The following is a 15781-nucleotide window of genomic DNA, read 5'->3' on the forward strand; positions in this document are numbered from 1 at the left end:
ACTAAGATGTCTAATGTCTCGCATCTGCCCCACAACCAATCAGCGGGACATTCACCACATCAATTTGCAACGTTACGTGGTATAGTGCCTTTGCTGCTGGTGTTGTTACTCTCAGCATGTGGTTTCCATCTACGTGGCATGAGTAATGTACCTAGCTGGCTTAGTAATGTGGCCATTATTTCTGAAAATAATGACAAACAGTTTGTTTCTATATTGCAATCTCGGCTTGAGAGCTCGAAAATTGATGTCAATCCGGAGCCTTCTCAAGCTAAATATTGGCTCATAATTGACGAGGTGGACTTACATCAACAAATTATTAGTATTGGTGCAAGTACCAACCCCAGACAATATACTCTTACTTTGAATGTAGCATTTGTACTGAAAGCTCGCTCAGGTCAAATAATAGATACTCCTGGTAAAATAAGCGTTTCTAGAGAACTTACATTAAATAATGACAGAATTTTAGGCTCTAAAGATGAAGAAAGTATTTTAATCGGTGAAATGAAGCAAGATGCAGTTACCCAAATAATTTATCGACTTAGCCACGTACACAATCCCCAACTTTAGCTAAGAATATGAGTAGTTTGAGTAAAGAAAACAACATACCCAACTCACGCTAAAATTATCATGCAAATCAAACAACAAATGCTCGCTCAGCAAGTACAAAAAAAAATTGCCCCGCTCTATATGATAATCGGGCAAGATAATTACTTGTTGGAAGATTCTTTAGTGACCATAAAATCAGCCATTAAAACCCTATATAATTTTGATGAAAAAGTTATCTCCATTCAGTCTGCAGAAGATTGGAATGAAGTCAAAGAAGAAGCAAATAGTTATTCTTTGTTTTCGGATATTGTGTTCTTAAATATTTTTTATGATAAGAAGTCCGTAGATGCTACCGGAAAAAAAATTTTAACCGAATACCTCAACTCGATTAATTCACGTTGCTTTATTGTTATCCGAGCACCTAATGTACCCGCGAAACAGTTGCAATGGTTATCCTCTAATGAATCTGTCATGCTTGTTCTTGCTTATCCACTTAATTCAGAAGCAGTAAAAAGTTGGATAGCCATGCAGTTAAAGAAAAACTCCCTGAGTTATGCCCCCCAAGTTCTCGATTTAATTCATCAATACACCCAGGGAAATATGTTGGCTTGTTCCCAGGTCATTGAAAAAATAGCATTATCAAATATACCGGATAGCAAAATTGAGATACAACAGGTATTAGAACACTTATCATATCAATGTGACCACGATCTGTTTGAATTAGTAGATGCATGCTTACTTGGTAACGGTGATAAAGCAATTCAGATTTTACGGCATGCCGCAAATAATAAGACCGAAGCAACTTTAGTCTTATGGTTACTCAGTCAAGAAATAAGATTAATCATGCAGCTATCTAATTTAATAGAACAAAAAATTGACATTCAAAGTGCTTGTAGCCAATTAAAAATTTGGCCTCAACGTATTAATCTTTATAAGTCTTGCTGTAATCGAATCAATAAAACCATGTTGCAACAACTCCATCGATACTGCTATTCAATCGATGAGCGAATTAAATCGAGCAACCACTATACTCAGGTATGGAACTTCCTAGAAAACGCTACACTTTCACTTTGTTTGGGTAAATTAATAGGTGACGCATGCATAGCATAGCTATTTTTGGTGGTACCTTTGATCCTATACATAATGGCCACTTGCAAGCCAGTATATCCATCCAAGCCTATTTTAAATTTGATTCCTATTTTTTTCTTCCTTGTAGAGTACCGCCTCTAAAACCTCCATCTCAAGCAAGTAATTCCCAAAGAATAGAGATGATAAAACTGGCAATCCAAGAGATACCAGACTTTAAACTGGATTTACGCGAGATTGAACGGGATGGCCCATCCTATATGGTTGAAACTTTAAAGAGTTTCAGGTTGGAATATCCTAATTCATCCATAACATTAATTATCGGGTATGATGCCTTTCTTTCATTGCCTAAGTGGTATCAATGGCAAAAAATCATTACTCTGGCTAATTTGGTAATCATCAATAGAATGGAGTTTGCGGATCTGGTTCCGCCAGAAGTTATGCAAAAATTTTTGAAAGAATATCAAACCATAAACAAAGATGAACTTCTAAATGCTCCATCGGGAAACATATTTCTATTTGATGCGGGTAATTATGAAATTTCTTCTACTTCACTTCGGGAAGCAATAAAAAAAGGAGCTGATGTCCAAAACAAGCTCCCTTATAGAATCTATGAGTACATTAAGTCTCAGGAATTATATCAATAAGTTTAAAAGACTCATTTGCTGATACCGTTTGTTTTGCTTTATTAATAAGCCCAGGTAAGTATCCAGAAACCCAACTTATAACCGGTAAAAGTTGATTATAAACTCTAGAACCTTGGACATATTGCTGATAAGGCATCGAAGTCATACTGAGCACCGCGAAAACAAGCGAAAGGATGAAGACTCCACGGGCAAAGCCGAATCCCCCACCTAAAACTTTGTCCATAGCACCTAGACCACTTCCCCTTAAGAACAAACCAAGGATCGCATTAGCGATGCCTCCGGTAATTAAAACTCCCAGAACAACAATAATAAAACCAATTATTGATCGAATTGATTGATCTTGTATATAAGGTTGCAACCAAGGATTGAGACTACTTGAATAGTTGTAACCGGCCCAAACAGCTAATATCCATACTCCTAAAGCAATAAATTCTTTAATGAATCCTCTTAATAAGCCAGTAATGGTAGATAAACCAATAACTATTATTAAAATTATATCAACCCATTGAAATTGCATCATTAGCTAACTCCGGTATTGACTATAAAACCATTCAGCTGCATAGCACTTGCTAATTGAAGTTTCAATTTCATTACATCATTTCTAACAGGTGAGTGTCCGGCATAAACTTTGTAGATGGGCCCTTGTCTTCCAGTAGTTTTAATGTAATTTGCCTTATAACCCTTGGCATGCAATTTATTAACCAAAGCTTGAGCATTAGCGAGCTGGGAAAATGAAGCCAATTGAACAGCATAAATACTCTGTTTACTCGGAGCAGGTCTGTTATTTACTTTAGCAACCGCTGGTTTTTTAATTGGTGCGACATTTGCTTTCGCAATCGGTTTAACAGGTTTGGTTGCAGTTGCTGGGTTTATTTGTTTTTTAACAACATTTTTTGCAGCATTACTTAAAGCGATTTCAATTGGTTTAGCTACTGCATCGACCTTAGGTACAGACTCCGATTTAGCAACAGAAACAGCCGCATCATCAGCTCCTTGAATGGATTGGATGAAGTCTTCTTTACCCAGATCGGATCCTTTATGTTCGGTGGCGGCAGGAATTTCCACCTTAGCCACTTTAATAGTTTCGAACATTTCCTTTTCGTCGGTCATCACTACATTAGGGCTAGTGGGTTTAGGAGGTAGCTGTACATTTACACTAAAATTATTTTCAAGGCGCTGACTTGATTTTTTCATCATTGCGGGCAAAAAAATTGCTCCTAATGATAAAACAACAGCCACACCAACCAACCGATGTTTTAGCTTCTCATCAATTACTAATTTCATTGAATCTCCTATTAGCCATTACATGACTCACAGTAAAAAAAGACCCATAAACAACAATTAAGTCACCAGGTTTTGCTTGTTTCAATGCAGTTTCAAACGCTACAAGCGGATTATTATAACAAATTTCTACAGGAATTTCTGCATTCTTAAAAAAAGTGAGCAATAAGTCCTCACTGGCCGCGCGTTTGTTCTGCAATTGTGCCGGATACCAATGATCAATACAATCCTTTAATGGCATAATAAGACCTAAAATATCTTTATCTTTCAAGGCTGAAAATACGGCATGAACTTTTGCTTTTTTCATCGTGCGTAACTTATTCGCGAGTAGCCTTGCCGATTGAGGATTATGAGAAACATCAAATAAAGTGCTCACTATATCCTCATGAACTTGCAATCGACCAGGAATAAAAACACGTTGCATAGCAATTTGAAAATGGTGATGCATGACTGGCAAATCATTTGCCAATAAAAGACATGCTGTAATTGCTGCAGCAGCCGATTTTAACTGAATTGAAGGTTTTGGTAACCCATACAATGAAGGAAACTCAAGTTCGTTGTAATGGAGATCCCAGGTAGAATCTTGCTCGTGAATAGAAAACTCTTGCCCCCAAAAATAAGCAGGAACACCAAGTTGTGTTGCTACATCGGTGACTGTGGTGGGTGGATCGGTATCAGCGTAAATGAATGGTTTCCCTGGACGAAGTATACCCGCTTTTTCATAACCTATTGCATCAAGGGTATCCCCCAGATAATCCTGGTGGTCGAAATCTATTGTAGTAATGATAGATAGAGCTGCATCAACGATGTTCGTAGCATCTAAACGACCACCTAATCCTACTTCAAGGATAATAATATCTAACTTCATTTTTTTGAAAAACCACAATGCTGCTAAGGTAGTCATTTCAAAATAAGTTAATATGGAATCTCCACAAGCTTCATCAATTATGCTGAAAGCCTCGCACAGCTCCTCATCGGCAATAGGAGTTAAATTGACACGGATACGTTCGTTAAACTGGATAAGATGGGGTGAGGTAAATGCACCTACTTTATAACCGGCAACGTGATAAATTGTTTCAAGTGCAGTTACTGTTGAGCCTTTTCCATTAGTTCCTCCCACAGTAATAACGGGACAATTAGGAAGTTGCAAAGATGTTTTTTTTGCAACCTCCATGATACGGGTTAAACCAAGTTGTATTTCTTGAGTAGTTCTTGTTTCTAGATAGTGGAGCCACTCATCAACAGATCTCTTGGGAAACGCTACTGTAGGTGAATGTTCCATCGATCCTCAGATCCTATTATGCCTGCACACGCTTCGATTTTGTGCAATGAGTTTAGTTGCACTTCTCTTTTTGGCATGTTTCGCAAGTAGTCTAATACGATACTGCTTTGGTAACTAAATCCCCTGTACTTTTACGGGTTAGTTTAGCTATCAATTCAGCAACAACTGGACGAATATCTTTTCGTTCCAGAATCATGTCAATATGTCCATGTTCTAACAAAAACTCGCTCCGTTGAAATCCTTCGGGTAAGGTTTGTCTTACAGTTTGCTCAATAACTCTTGGACCAGCAAAGCCAATTAATGCATTGGGTTCAGCAATAATTAGATCACCAAGACTTCCAAAACTAGCAGAAACCCCGCCCATGGTCGGATCAGTTAGAACTACAATAAAAGGCAAACCCATTTCAGCGAATTGGGCAAGAGCAGCTGAAGTTTTAGCCATTTGCATTAAGGAAAAAAGTCCTTCTTGCATACGTGCCCCACCACTGGCAGTGAAACAAATATAAGGTCTTTGTTCTTTCATTGCTACTTGAATTGCACGGACAAATTTCTCTCCGACTGTAGCCCCCATGGATCCACCCATGAAGTTGAACTCAAAGGAGCCAACCACTACTGGTTGCTGTAATAGCGTCCCTTTAACAATGATTAGAGCCTCTTTCTCACCAGTTGCTTTTTGAGCTTGTGCGATTCGATCTTTGTATTTTTTTGAATCTCTGAACTTTAATCGATCTTGGGGCTCCAAAGAGGCAGCAATTTCTTCCTGGCCACCTTCATCGAGAAATTGCTTAATTCGAACACGTGCTGATATCCTGTGATGAAAGTTACAAGATGGGCAAACCATTAAATTTCTTTCTAATTCTGTACTATAAAGTACTTCACTACAGCCTGAACATTTCAGCCATAGACCTTCAGGAACTCCTTTTTTTTGGGAGGAGTCTGTATTAACTCTTGAGGGCAACAGTTTTTTAAACCAACTCATAATTGGAACCTAAGATTATAAATCGTAACATTATACACGGAAAAAAATATTCTGAAATGCACATTGAGTCGTAGTGGGATTTTTCGTGAACTTAAATTATGGGATCTGTAACCTAGATGAAGCAAAGTCCTAGCGAACAAACTGCACAAAAAATATAACACGTTCATTTTAATAAATAAATCTCCCATTTTTTTGAAAAAAAACAGGCATTAACCTAAAGTTTTTTGCGGTGCGTCCGATAACTTTTGTGCGTACGGTAAATTCGCCATTAAAAAGGAATTTACCAATTTTCAATGTCCCAAACCAGGGATTTAGGTCTGAGGAGACTATAATATGGCTCAAATTATTAATACTAACGTACCGTCGCTAGTTGCTCAACGTAACTTGTCTAAATCAAGTAACGCTATGGCGACTGCAATCCAAAGATTATCATCTGGTCTAAAAATTAATAGCGCTAAAGATGATGCTGCAGGGTTAGCAATTGCTACAAATATGACATCTCAAATTCGTGGTATGGACCAAGCTGTAAAAAATGCGAATGACGGGATTTCATTGGCCCAGGTTGCTGAAGGTGCAATGCAAGAATCAACGAACCTTTTACAACGTATGAGAGAGTTGGCACTGCAATCTGCAAACGGAACCTATAGCCAATCTAACCGTCAATCATTACAAAATGAAGTAAATAACCTTCTAAGTGAAATGGACCATATCGCTTTAAGTACGCAATTTAATGGTCAAAGCATTTTGAATGGTTCTTATACCAACGCTTCTCTGCAAATTGGTTCAAATGCGGGTGAAACTCTTTCGTTTTCAATCAATAGTATAGGCTCTTCAACAATAGGTAGCATTGCTTATCAACAAGGAAGTACAGTTACGGCCAACGCCGCTGCAGATATTACCGTTGCTCTAGGCACTAACTCTGCAATCAGCATTAGCTCTTCCGCAAACTTTGTGGGTACGGCAAGCGGTCAAGACAGCTCCTCTGCATATGCCAAAGCAGCAGCAATTAATGCAGCAGGTGTTCCCGGTTTAACTGTAACTGCATCCACTGCCGGTACTGCAACTGTTGGAACTATAGGGGGAACTGCGGGGGATACTTATAACTTGAATATTAATGGTGTGGACATTTTTACCAACCAAGACGTCGCCACTGCCCTCACCAATACCAACCTTATGGATGCAATCAACGCTGTAAGTAGCCAGACTGGAGTGGTAGCTTCTCTCAACGGTGGTAGCATGACTTTAACTGCAGCTGATGGAAGAAATATAGCAGTAACTGAAAGCGGTACTGGTTTTACTGCAGGCACTGACGGACTGACCGTTACAGGCGGTTCATTTGCCGCTACCTTACGTGGAAATCTCACTATGAGTGCTGCACAAGCCATTACTTTAGGTGGGACTGTGGCTGATATTGGTTTATCAAGCACGATAAGTCTGGATACTAATGGAGTTAATAGTATTGACATTACAACTCAATCTGGAGCAGAACAGGCTATACTGAGAATTAGTTCTGCTTTAGATAGCGTTACTAACAACCGAGCTGCATTGGGTGCTTTGCAAAACCGACTTGATGCTACAGTAGCTAACCTGCAAAACGTATCTGATAACATGTCTGCTGCACGCAGCCGTATTCAAGATACAGATTATGCAGCTGAAATGGCATCTTTAACTAAGAACCAAATCCTGCAACAAGCAGGAACAGCAATGTTGGCCCAAGCAAATGCAATGCCACAATCTGTTCTTTCCTTGTTAGGATAGATGCTATAGAAGTAACGGTAACAAACCGAAATGCGGCACTTGCCGCTTTTCGGCTTATTTATCCCAATGATTAAGCATTCAAATCAAGGGAAAGGAGTTAGAAAATGACTATGGAATCGATACCTCCAGCAAATAATAAATTGCTACAAACAGATTCAGTCAAACTAAAAGATAAAAACATTAAACCTGTGACAAAATGTGCCACATCCGATCTAAATCTAGATACAGACTCAAAACAGGCCATAGATCACGCCACAGGTCTATTGCAAACTATAGTTACCGATAAAATCTCAGACAAAGTAATTCGCAAAATACCCTCCGATGAGTATTTGCATTTACTGAACTTGCTTGATGGGATAATTAGTGGTTCTATAGACAAACATGTTTAACGCAATTTATGGATACATGTAATTTCTATTGAAATTACTAAAATAGATAAGGGAATATTATGGGCCTATCAACTCCAGGCATTGGATCAGGTTTGGATATTAAAGCAATGGTCGAAAGCATGGTAAAAGCCGATCTCATGCCTTTACAGTTGCGACATGACAAAAAGCTTAATTCCGTCACAACCGAACTGTCTGCTTTTGGACAACTAAAAAGTGCCATGTCCAGCTTTCAAACAACACTCGATACCCTATCTCACGCTAGTGAATTTAATAAAATGAATTGCTTACTTAGCGAAACTGGATATATATCTGCCTCTCTTACAGGACAAGCAATTGAAGGCATATATCAAATTAAAGTAAATCAATTAGCCCAGTCACAAAGTCTTGTAAGTGGCTATTTCACTAATAATAATTCTTCAATAGGTAGTGGTAGCATAACGATAAATTTTGGTACCTACAGCAATAATAATTCCACGTTTACATTAAATACTGAGGTATCACCAATAACAATTAACATCAATTCTGGAAATGATAGCCTTACTGAAGTATGTGATGCAATTAATGCTGCAAATGCAGGAGTTACAGCATCAATTGTACAAGATGCTACCGGCTCAAGATTGACCCTCACCTCATCTCAAACAGGTGAAAAATATGCAATGCAAATTACAGGTAGTTTGAGTGCTTTGAATTATGATCCAACAACGAGCAATGCCTCATTAAGTCAAACCATGGCTGCCCAAAATAGCCAAGTCCAAATTAATGGTTTGCTTCTTAGTGAAAGCAGTAATCAATTTAAGAATGCAATTACGGGGATCACTCTCGACTTACAAAAGGCTGATCCAGGTACCACAGTGTCCTTGACGGTAAAAAAAGATGTCGAACATCTTAAAGGTTTAATTAATGATTTCGTAAAAAAATATAATGATTTCATTAACTTCCTCACAACCTTAACCGGTTTCGATATGGAAACTAGAAAAAGAGGCGTTCTACAAGGCGATGATAAATTAAGAGAATTAAAAACAAACTTATATAACTTAGCTACTAACCCATTAACTACAGTTGGCTCAATTAAAAGTCTTGGAGACTTGGGAATCACAAGTGATAAAAATGGTTTATTAGAAATTGATTCTGAAAGATTGGATGAGGTAATCAATAAAAATTATCAAGACATTAGTCAATTATTTGCAAAAAAAATAACCGCCACCGATCCAGGTATTAAAATTAATTCTGTGGATACTAAAGTTGTTGCCGGAACCTATGATGTTATTTTAAACGAATATACTCCTGGAGTTAGTATGGCTGGAACTATAGGAGGTATTTTAGCAACTTCAACAGATGGAATTACTCTTAATGGCACAGGTGACTTCAATTCCTTATCAGTTGATGTACTTTCTGGACTCACAGGGAACAGGGGGCAAATAATTGTCAGTGATGGTTTAGCCTCATTGATTGATGGCTATTTAGAATCCCTGGTAGATGAAAATGGTGAAATTGCAGAAAGAATAGATCGCTTAAACACCCAAGCAAAACAATTAGACGAAATGCAAGAGCGCATTAATGATCGCAGCATAACTCTTGAAAAAAGATACTACAAACAATGGAATGCGGTAGATCTCTTAATCTCCCAGATGCAAAACACCAGCAATACGCTCACCCAAATCTTGTCGAATCTACCCAAATTCAAAAGCAAATAATGGAGCAAATTGATGAAAAATTCTAATCAACAAGTTATAAATCAATATAAGACTATTGAATTACAAACTCGTATTGATGCAGCCTCCCCTCATGAATTAATTAATTTATTATTACAAGGAGCACGAACACATATTGCGACTGCTCAAGGTAATATTGATCGTAGTGAAGTTCAACAAAAGGGGGAACATATTAGTAAAGCACTCAGTATTATTGAAGGTTTAAAAACTAGTCTAAATCATGAACACGGCGGTGAAATAGCAGAGAACTTACTCCAAATATACATGCATATTGAATACTTGCTCTTAAAAGCCAATCTTAATAATGACAAGGAACTATTATCTCAATCCAATTCATTGCTGGCTCAAGTGCACGAAGCTTGGCAAAAAGTTTCTCCTGGCCATCCAGAGTCCGAGGAGTAAACCTCTTAATTTTATATTCTTGTACTTTATTATATTTCTAATAGAGTAACCCAGGAATTTATTCTCATGTGGTACCTTTATTAGTAACTCATATAATTTTAAAGTTATTTTTTAAAGTGTCGCTATAGAGAGTACAACAGCTTAAATTGAGATCATTTATGAAACTTATGATATCAATGACAGTATCTATTTGTTTATGGTCAATGAGTCAACTTGCTCTCGCCTATACGCGATACGGTGAAACTTTATGTAACTCACCTGATTATTTTTGTATGAAAGTTAAAAATGGAGAGGACTGGGAGAAGTTGTTTCCTAATGCTGAAGAACGAGATATGGTACGGCGAATCAATCGTATGAATGTCTCATTACGTCCAGGTATGACTATTGCTGTGCCCAAAAATATCGATCGATTAACTATCTATGATGTTTCCCCCTTCCCTAGGTATATTGACTCCGAAGGAGAAAAAACAATTTATGTAAGTCAAAAAAAATTAGCCTGGGCTGCCTATGATCAAGATGGGGAACTACTCTGGTGGGGGCCTATTTCCGCAGGAATAGGAAAGTGCACCGGGGTTATAGGGGGATGTAGTACTCCCACAGGTTCTTTTCGTGTTATTCGCAAACAAGACATAGACTGTGTTTCCACTGTTTTTCCTAGAAGATCTGACGGGAATGATGGTGGAGCATTAATGCCTTATTGTATGCATTTCTTCAGAGGCTATGCACTCCATGGTAGTTATGAAGTCCCTGGATACAGAGCCAGCCATGGTTGTGTCAGAATGTTTATTGAGGACGCACGTTGGCTTAACGAAGAATTTGTGGATCTTCCCGGTGATGGTATGAAAGGAACTCGAGTAGTTGTAGACTCCGCTGATTAATCAAACGACAAATAGACAAATACTGAACAAAATGTTAATATTTTACATGGTGAAATTTGCATATTTCTGTGATAACGTTGCCGGTTGACTTTTTGATTTAAAAAACTGTTTTATATGCGAAGTGAGATTTAACAATCTGATCTACGAAGTATTTTCCAGTTTTTATTCAAAATAAACACATACTTCATATGTTCGTGCAGTGAAGTTTAGGTGGATATTAGTCTAAAAAGAAGTTCCGTTGTAAAAAGGACTACAACGAGAATTAATTGAAGAATGCCAGGATGGCTGGTCAACATGATACTGATATCTTATGGCCCCAAGAGAACATAAAGTCAACTTCGTATAGATAAATCTGGAGAATGATAAAAGAATGGCACACTACAATACACGGTCCGCATCAGTAGCAAATTTTGGGATACAATCAATAATGCCTTGGATGGTATGGGGCTTAGGTTGCTTATTTTATTTTTACGAATGCCTTTTACAAGTTTCACCTAGCGTTATGAGTAACGAATTAATGAGAGATTTCTCAGTTACTAGCCAAACATTAGGAATTTTATCCGGTGTCTATTTTTATTCTTATGCGGCCATGCAATTACCGGGCGGGGTATTAATGGATTATTTTGGGCCCCATCGGTTGCTTACTTTGGCAACAGTTGTATGTGCGGTAAGTACTATTGCATTTGGAATGACGGATAATTTTTTTATGGCCTGTGTGGCTCGTTTGATGATAGGCTTTGGCTCCGCATTTGCCGCGGTAGGCACTATGAAACTTGCAGCGAATTGGTTTCCAGCTCAACGTTTTGCCTTACTTACTGGTCTCATGGTCACAATAGGGATGCTCGGAGCTATTGGTGGAGAAGCGCCTCTTGCTTTATTAATTGAGAATTTTGGATGGCGCCACAGTATGCTCATTATGGGTACTATTGGACTTATTCTTGCAGTCTTACTTATTGTTATAGCCAAAGATACTCCTAAAAATCACGAAATAGTTCACTCACATCATCCTATTGAAGAAGAACATCTCATTCCCAGCCTATTAGCACTGATGAAGAATAAACAACTTTGGTTAGTGGCATGCTATGGCGGTCTGATGTATATGGCAACTCCAGTTTTTTGTGGCCTCTGGGGAGTCCCTTTTTTGATGAATAAAATGATGATTACTAAGACGACTGCGGCAAACTATATTTCGCTAGTTTTCATTGGCTGGGCAATTGCTAGCCCCTTATGGGGATTACTTTCCAATCGTATTGGATTGCGCAAACCACCTATGTACATTGGATGTATTGGCGCACTTATATGCTCTCTACTCTTTATTTTTGTTCCAATTAGTACCGCAATTTATATGGAACTTTTATTATTTGCATTTGGTATTTTTTCAGCGGGGTTTCTACCTGCATTTACCGTGGCCAAAGAATTATGTAATAAAAAATATGTTGCTACAGGTTTAAGCTTTATGAACATGATGAACATGGTAGGTATAGCAATTGCACAACCGCTCATTGGTTATATTCTTGACAAGATGTGGGAAGGTGAAATGAATGGAAATGTTAGAGTTTATCCCTTGGAGGCTTATCATACAGGACTAGCGATTCTCCCGCTAGGAATGCTCGTTGCCTTAATTATTTTACCGAAAATTAAAGAAACTTATTGCCAAAGTGTACATTAATGAAATAATACGGAACTTCCTAGAATATAGTAGCCTGGGTGCAGCAATGGAACCCGCGTCCCCTGTCACGGATTGCGCCCCTCACTCAGGCACGTTTTTAAAGTAGATTTGATATGGCTAAAAAATTATACATCAAAACCAACGGCTGCCAGATGAATGAATATGATTCAACTAAAATGGCAGAAGTTTTGTTGCAATCACATGGCTTAGTCAAAACTGAACGTGTTGAAGAAGCCGATGTAATATTGCTCAACACCTGTTCTATTCGTGAAAAAGCACAAGAGAAGGTCTTTTCTCAATTAGGTCAATGGCGAGAATATAAAGCTAAAAATCCCCATGTGGTTATAGGTGTAGGTGGTTGTGTTGCTAGCCAAGAAGGTGAAGATATTATTAAACGCGCACCTTTTGTTGATATCGTGTTTGGTCCACAAACCTTACATCGACTTCCAGCATTACTAAACCAACGAATGGAAAAGAAAAAGCCTGTTGTTGATATCAGTTTCCCTGAAATCGAAAAGTTTGATCATTTACCAGCACCCAAAGCTGAAGGACCAACTGCATTTGTTTCGATAATGGAAGGCTGTAGCAAATACTGTAGTTTCTGTGTTGTACCCTATACACGTGGTACGGAGATTAGCCGTCCATTCGATGATGTGCTTGCTGAGTGTTATCAATTAGCAACTCAAGGCGTCAGAGAAATCAATTTATTAGGACAAAACGTTAACGATTATCGTGGGAAAATGGAACAGGGTGATATCGCCGATTTGGCCCTTTTAATTCATTATCTTGCTGCCATAGAAGGAATAGGTAGAATCCGTTTTACAACATCGCACCCTTTGGCATTCTCAGATAATTTAATTAATGCCTATGCAGAAGTACCTGAATTAGCAAATCATCTACATTTACCGGTACAAAGCGGTTCTGACCGTATTTTAGGTCTAATGAAACGAGGGTATACGGCATTAGAATTCAAATCCAAGATTAGAAAACTGCGTAAAGTACGCCCAGATATTCGTTTATCTACGGATATTATTGTTGGTTTTCCAGGTGAAACAGATAAAGATTTTCAGGACACCATGGATTTAGTTCATGAAATAGGGTTTGATACCTCATTTAGTTTTATTTACAGTCCAAGACCAGGTACCCCTGCAGCGAATTTACCCGATGACACCCCTCTCGAGGTAAAAAAACAAAGATTACAGATCTTACAAAATAGACTGCTATTACAAGCATCTCGTTACAGTCAATCAATGACTGGCAGCATCCAGAAAATATTAGTTACCGGTCATGCTAAAAAAGACTCTCAACAACTTTCGGGTCGTACCGAATGCAATCGAGTGGTAAATTTTGACGGTCCAGCTCATTTAATAGGGCAATTTGTTGATGTCCAAATCAGTGAGGCATTACCTAACTCCTTACGAGGTCGTCTCACCGCAGTTGAGACTGAAACGATTTGATGATAGAACATATTCATAAACAATTAACTGTACCTCGCGAGTATCACAATCAAAGAATTGACAGTGTGCTCGCGCATCTACTTCCAGATTACTCTCGTTCGCAACTCAGTAATTGGATTAAAAGCGGAACAATAATACTCAATCAAAGACCATGCAAACCCAAAGACAAGGTTTTAGATGGCGATGTGATTGAAATTAACGTTGATTTTACCTTTACAGAGCAGGATTTTAATCAATGTGCGGCCGAAGAAATTCCTTTAAACATAGTTTATGAGGACGAAGAGATTTTAGTACTCAATAAACCAGAGAATATGGTAGTTCATCCTGGAGCTGGGAATAGAGAGCATACCTTAGTGAATGCTCTGCTGCATCATGCCCCCTCCTTACACCATTTACCGAGGGCGGGCATTATTCATCGATTAGATAAAGATACAACAGGTTTATTGGTCGTAGCAAAAACTTTACCAGCACATACCTCTTTAATACGACAAATGCAAGCTCGCGAAATTCAGCGTCATTATGTTACTTTAGTCCAAGGTCATATTATTTCTGGCGGGACAATTGATACTGGTTTTGGACGACACCCAAGAAATCGATTAAAAATGGCTGTTCAGGAGCAAGGACGACAAGCAATCACCCATTATTCGGTAAAAAAACAATATCAGGATTTTACTTTATTAGACGTCAATTTAATGACTGGGCGAACCCATCAAATAAGAGTTCATTTAGCTTACATCCACCACCCCGTAGTCGGTGATCCATTGTATGGTGGTCGCATGCGATTTCCAACTCATGCCACCGAAGAGTTACGTACCCTACTCCAAGATTTTAAAAGACAAGCCCTGCATGCCGCCACACTCTCATTTTATCATCCCAAAACGGAAAATGAGTTGACGTTTAAGGCTCCCCTGCCTGATGATTTTACCCTTCTTCTTAACACATTGGACGCGCATTATGAAGACTAACTTAGCAAATTGGCCAGCGCCAAAAAATGTCATGGCTTTGAGTACAACACGTTTATCAGGATATAGCCAAGCTCCTTATGACAGCAATAACATGGGATTGGGTGTGGGGGATCGTGAGGAACATGTGCTAAAAAATAGACAACAACTTGTGGAGATGTTACATCTTCCAGGTGAACCTCAGTGGTTATCCCAAACTCATAGCACTCGCTGTGTTATTGTTGAAGACGACTCCAATAGAAATGTAGATGCCTCCATAACTCGTTCAGCAAAATTCCCTTTAGTGATCCTTACTGCCGATTGCCTTCCTATTATGCTTTGTAATGTGCAAGGCACTGAGATTGCAGCAATTCATGCAGGCTGGAAAGGCCTGGCTCAAGGTATTGTTGAAAATACACTTGATAAAATGAAGAGCACTCCATCTGATGTATTGGCTTGGATAGGGCCATCAATTTGTCAAAAGTGTTATGAAATTGGAGAGGAGGTATACCAAACATTTACCAACCATTACCCTTTAAGTAAGCAAGCTTTTAAACCTGCTAACGGAAAATGGCTGGCTAATTTACCTCTAATTGCTGAAATTGTTCTGATCTCTAAAGGGATTAAAGCGGTTTATCAGTCTGGTTTATGTACTTTTGAGTTAAAAAATGAGTTGTATTCCTATCGAAGAACGTCACAAACAGGTAGAATAGCTACCTTAATCTGGTTTAATGATCAACCTCAGGACTAATAA

General features: G+C 38.5%; 16 protein-coding genes. 12 read left to right on the plus strand and 4 right to left on the minus strand.

What is annotated here, in order from left to right:
* Positions 1 to 6 precede the first annotated feature (6 nt).
* The 3 genes from ACWTE2_RS31165 to nadD are packed head-to-tail and all read left to right on the plus strand — an operon-like array spanning position 7 to position 2279.
* Positions 7 to 567: an LPS-assembly lipoprotein LptE gene (locus ACWTE2_RS31165; RefSeq protein WP_483099550.1), complete on the plus strand. Its 561-nt coding sequence runs from the start codon at positions 7 to 9 to the stop codon at positions 565 to 567.
* 60 nt (positions 568 to 627) lie between these two features.
* On the plus strand, positions 628 to 1656 hold the full coding sequence (gene holA, locus ACWTE2_RS31170) for a DNA polymerase III subunit delta (RefSeq protein ID WP_454785813.1): 1029 nt from the start codon (positions 628 to 630) through the stop codon (positions 1654 to 1656).
* Complete coding sequence (gene nadD / locus ACWTE2_RS31175; protein ID WP_454785814.1) at positions 1644 to 2279, plus strand: nicotinate-nucleotide adenylyltransferase; 636 nt, start codon at positions 1644 to 1646, stop codon at positions 2277 to 2279. The genes holA and nadD overlap by 13 nt, the downstream gene beginning before the upstream one ends.
* On the opposite strand, the gene ACWTE2_RS31180 is transcribed toward nadD, so the two are convergent.
* From ACWTE2_RS31180 to accD, 4 genes are all read right to left on the minus strand, one after another.
* A complete protein-coding gene (locus ACWTE2_RS31180) occupies positions 2254 to 2796 on the minus strand; it encodes a CvpA family protein (protein WP_182393637.1) in 543 nt (180 codons plus the stop codon). The genes nadD and ACWTE2_RS31180 overlap by 26 nt on opposite strands.
* 2 nt (positions 2797 to 2798) lie before the next feature.
* Positions 2799 to 3563: an SPOR domain-containing protein gene (locus ACWTE2_RS31185; RefSeq protein ID WP_454785815.1), complete on the minus strand. Its 765-nt coding sequence runs from the start codon at positions 3561 to 3563 to the stop codon at positions 2799 to 2801.
* Positions 3547 to 4842 (minus strand): bifunctional tetrahydrofolate synthase/dihydrofolate synthase, encoded by a 1296-nt coding sequence (gene folC / locus ACWTE2_RS31190; protein WP_454785816.1) that lies wholly within the window; start codon positions 4840 to 4842, stop codon positions 3547 to 3549. The genes ACWTE2_RS31185 and folC overlap by 17 nt, the downstream gene beginning before the upstream one ends.
* A 91-nt stretch (positions 4843 to 4933) precedes the next feature.
* Positions 4934 to 5821 carry an acetyl-CoA carboxylase, carboxyltransferase subunit beta gene (gene accD, locus ACWTE2_RS31195; RefSeq protein ID WP_454785817.1) on the minus strand — a complete coding sequence of 296 codons (888 nt, stop codon included), beginning with the start codon at positions 5819 to 5821 and terminating at the stop codon, positions 4934 to 4936.
* A gap of 333 nt (positions 5822 to 6154) precedes the next feature.
* Between accD and ACWTE2_RS31200 the strand changes: the two genes are divergently transcribed.
* The 9 genes from ACWTE2_RS31200 to pgeF all read left to right on the plus strand — a co-directional run bounded on the left by ACWTE2_RS31200 (position 6155) and on the right by pgeF (position 15778).
* Positions 6155 to 7579 (plus strand): flagellin N-terminal helical domain-containing protein, encoded by a 1425-nt coding sequence (locus ACWTE2_RS31200; RefSeq protein WP_454785818.1) that lies wholly within the window; start codon positions 6155 to 6157, stop codon positions 7577 to 7579.
* Between the two features lie 104 nt (positions 7580 to 7683).
* Entirely contained in the window at positions 7684 to 7968 is a 285-nt protein-coding gene (locus tag ACWTE2_RS31205; protein ID WP_182393348.1) for a flagellar protein FlaG, read from the plus strand.
* A 59-nt stretch (positions 7969 to 8027) separates the two neighbouring features.
* Positions 8028 to 9662 carry a flagellar filament capping protein FliD gene (gene fliD, locus ACWTE2_RS31210; RefSeq protein ID WP_182393346.1) on the plus strand — a complete coding sequence of 545 codons (1635 nt, stop codon included), beginning with the start codon at positions 8028 to 8030 and terminating at the stop codon, positions 9660 to 9662.
* 12 nt (positions 9663 to 9674) lie between these two features.
* Entirely contained in the window at positions 9675 to 10082 is a 408-nt protein-coding gene (gene fliS, locus ACWTE2_RS31215) for a flagellar export chaperone FliS (RefSeq protein ID WP_182393345.1), read from the plus strand.
* Positions 10083 to 10249: 167 nt separating this feature from the next.
* Positions 10250 to 10960: a L,D-transpeptidase gene (locus ACWTE2_RS31220; protein ID WP_370530122.1), complete on the plus strand. Its 711-nt coding sequence runs from the start codon at positions 10250 to 10252 to the stop codon at positions 10958 to 10960.
* A gap of 370 nt (positions 10961 to 11330) precedes the next feature.
* Positions 11331 to 12629 (plus strand): MFS transporter, encoded by a 1299-nt coding sequence (locus tag ACWTE2_RS31225; protein ID WP_454785819.1) that lies wholly within the window; start codon positions 11331 to 11333, stop codon positions 12627 to 12629.
* 113 nt (positions 12630 to 12742) lie between these two features.
* Positions 12743 to 14086 carry a tRNA (N6-isopentenyl adenosine(37)-C2)-methylthiotransferase MiaB gene (gene miaB / locus ACWTE2_RS31230; protein ID WP_182393340.1) on the plus strand — a complete coding sequence of 448 codons (1344 nt, stop codon included), beginning with the start codon at positions 12743 to 12745 and terminating at the stop codon, positions 14084 to 14086.
* Positions 14086 to 15051, plus strand: a complete 966-nt coding sequence (gene rluD, locus ACWTE2_RS31235; protein WP_454785820.1) for a 23S rRNA pseudouridine(1911/1915/1917) synthase RluD — start codon at positions 14086 to 14088, stop codon at positions 15049 to 15051. Before miaB ends, rluD begins: the two co-directional genes overlap by 1 nt.
* On the plus strand, positions 15041 to 15778 hold the full coding sequence (gene pgeF, locus ACWTE2_RS31240; protein WP_454785821.1) for a peptidoglycan editing factor PgeF: 738 nt from the start codon (positions 15041 to 15043) through the stop codon (positions 15776 to 15778). The genes rluD and pgeF overlap by 11 nt, the downstream gene beginning before the upstream one ends.
* The last annotated feature ends 3 nt before the right edge of the window (positions 15779 to 15781 follow it).

Source organism: Legionella nigrisilvae (assembly GCF_977063395.2).

Bases quoted from the DNA above. Each gene is read 5' to 3' on its own strand.
- ACWTE2_RS31165 (WP_483099550.1), top strand. From the start codon at position 7: ATGTCTAATGTCTCGCATCTGCCCCACAACCAATCAGCGGGACATTCA.
- holA (WP_454785813.1), top strand. From the start codon at position 628: ATGCAAATCAAACAACAAATGCTCGCTCAGCAAGTACAAAAAAAAATT.
- nadD (WP_454785814.1), top strand. From the start codon at position 1,644: ATGCATAGCATAGCTATTTTTGGTGGTACCTTTGATCCTATACATAAT.
- ACWTE2_RS31180 (WP_182393637.1), bottom strand. From the start codon at position 2,796: ATGCAATTTCAATGGGTTGATATAATTTTAATAATAGTTATTGGTTTA.
- ACWTE2_RS31185 (WP_454785815.1), bottom strand. From the start codon at position 3,563: ATGAAATTAGTAATTGATGAGAAGCTAAAACATCGGTTGGTTGGTGTG.
- folC (WP_454785816.1), bottom strand. From the start codon at position 4,842: ATGGAACATTCACCTACAGTAGCGTTTCCCAAGAGATCTGTTGATGAG.
- accD (WP_454785817.1), bottom strand. From the start codon at position 5,821: ATGAGTTGGTTTAAAAAACTGTTGCCCTCAAGAGTTAATACAGACTCC.
- ACWTE2_RS31200 (WP_454785818.1), top strand. From the start codon at position 6,155: ATGGCTCAAATTATTAATACTAACGTACCGTCGCTAGTTGCTCAACGT.
- ACWTE2_RS31205 (WP_182393348.1), top strand. From the start codon at position 7,684: ATGACTATGGAATCGATACCTCCAGCAAATAATAAATTGCTACAAACA.
- fliD (WP_182393346.1), top strand. From the start codon at position 8,028: ATGGGCCTATCAACTCCAGGCATTGGATCAGGTTTGGATATTAAAGCA.
- fliS (WP_182393345.1), top strand. From the start codon at position 9,675: ATGAAAAATTCTAATCAACAAGTTATAAATCAATATAAGACTATTGAA.
- ACWTE2_RS31220 (WP_370530122.1), top strand. From the start codon at position 10,250: ATGATATCAATGACAGTATCTATTTGTTTATGGTCAATGAGTCAACTT.
- ACWTE2_RS31225 (WP_454785819.1), top strand. From the start codon at position 11,331: ATGGCACACTACAATACACGGTCCGCATCAGTAGCAAATTTTGGGATA.
- miaB (WP_182393340.1), top strand. From the start codon at position 12,743: ATGGCTAAAAAATTATACATCAAAACCAACGGCTGCCAGATGAATGAA.
- rluD (WP_454785820.1), top strand. From the start codon at position 14,086: ATGATAGAACATATTCATAAACAATTAACTGTACCTCGCGAGTATCAC.
- pgeF (WP_454785821.1), top strand. From the start codon at position 15,041: ATGAAGACTAACTTAGCAAATTGGCCAGCGCCAAAAAATGTCATGGCT.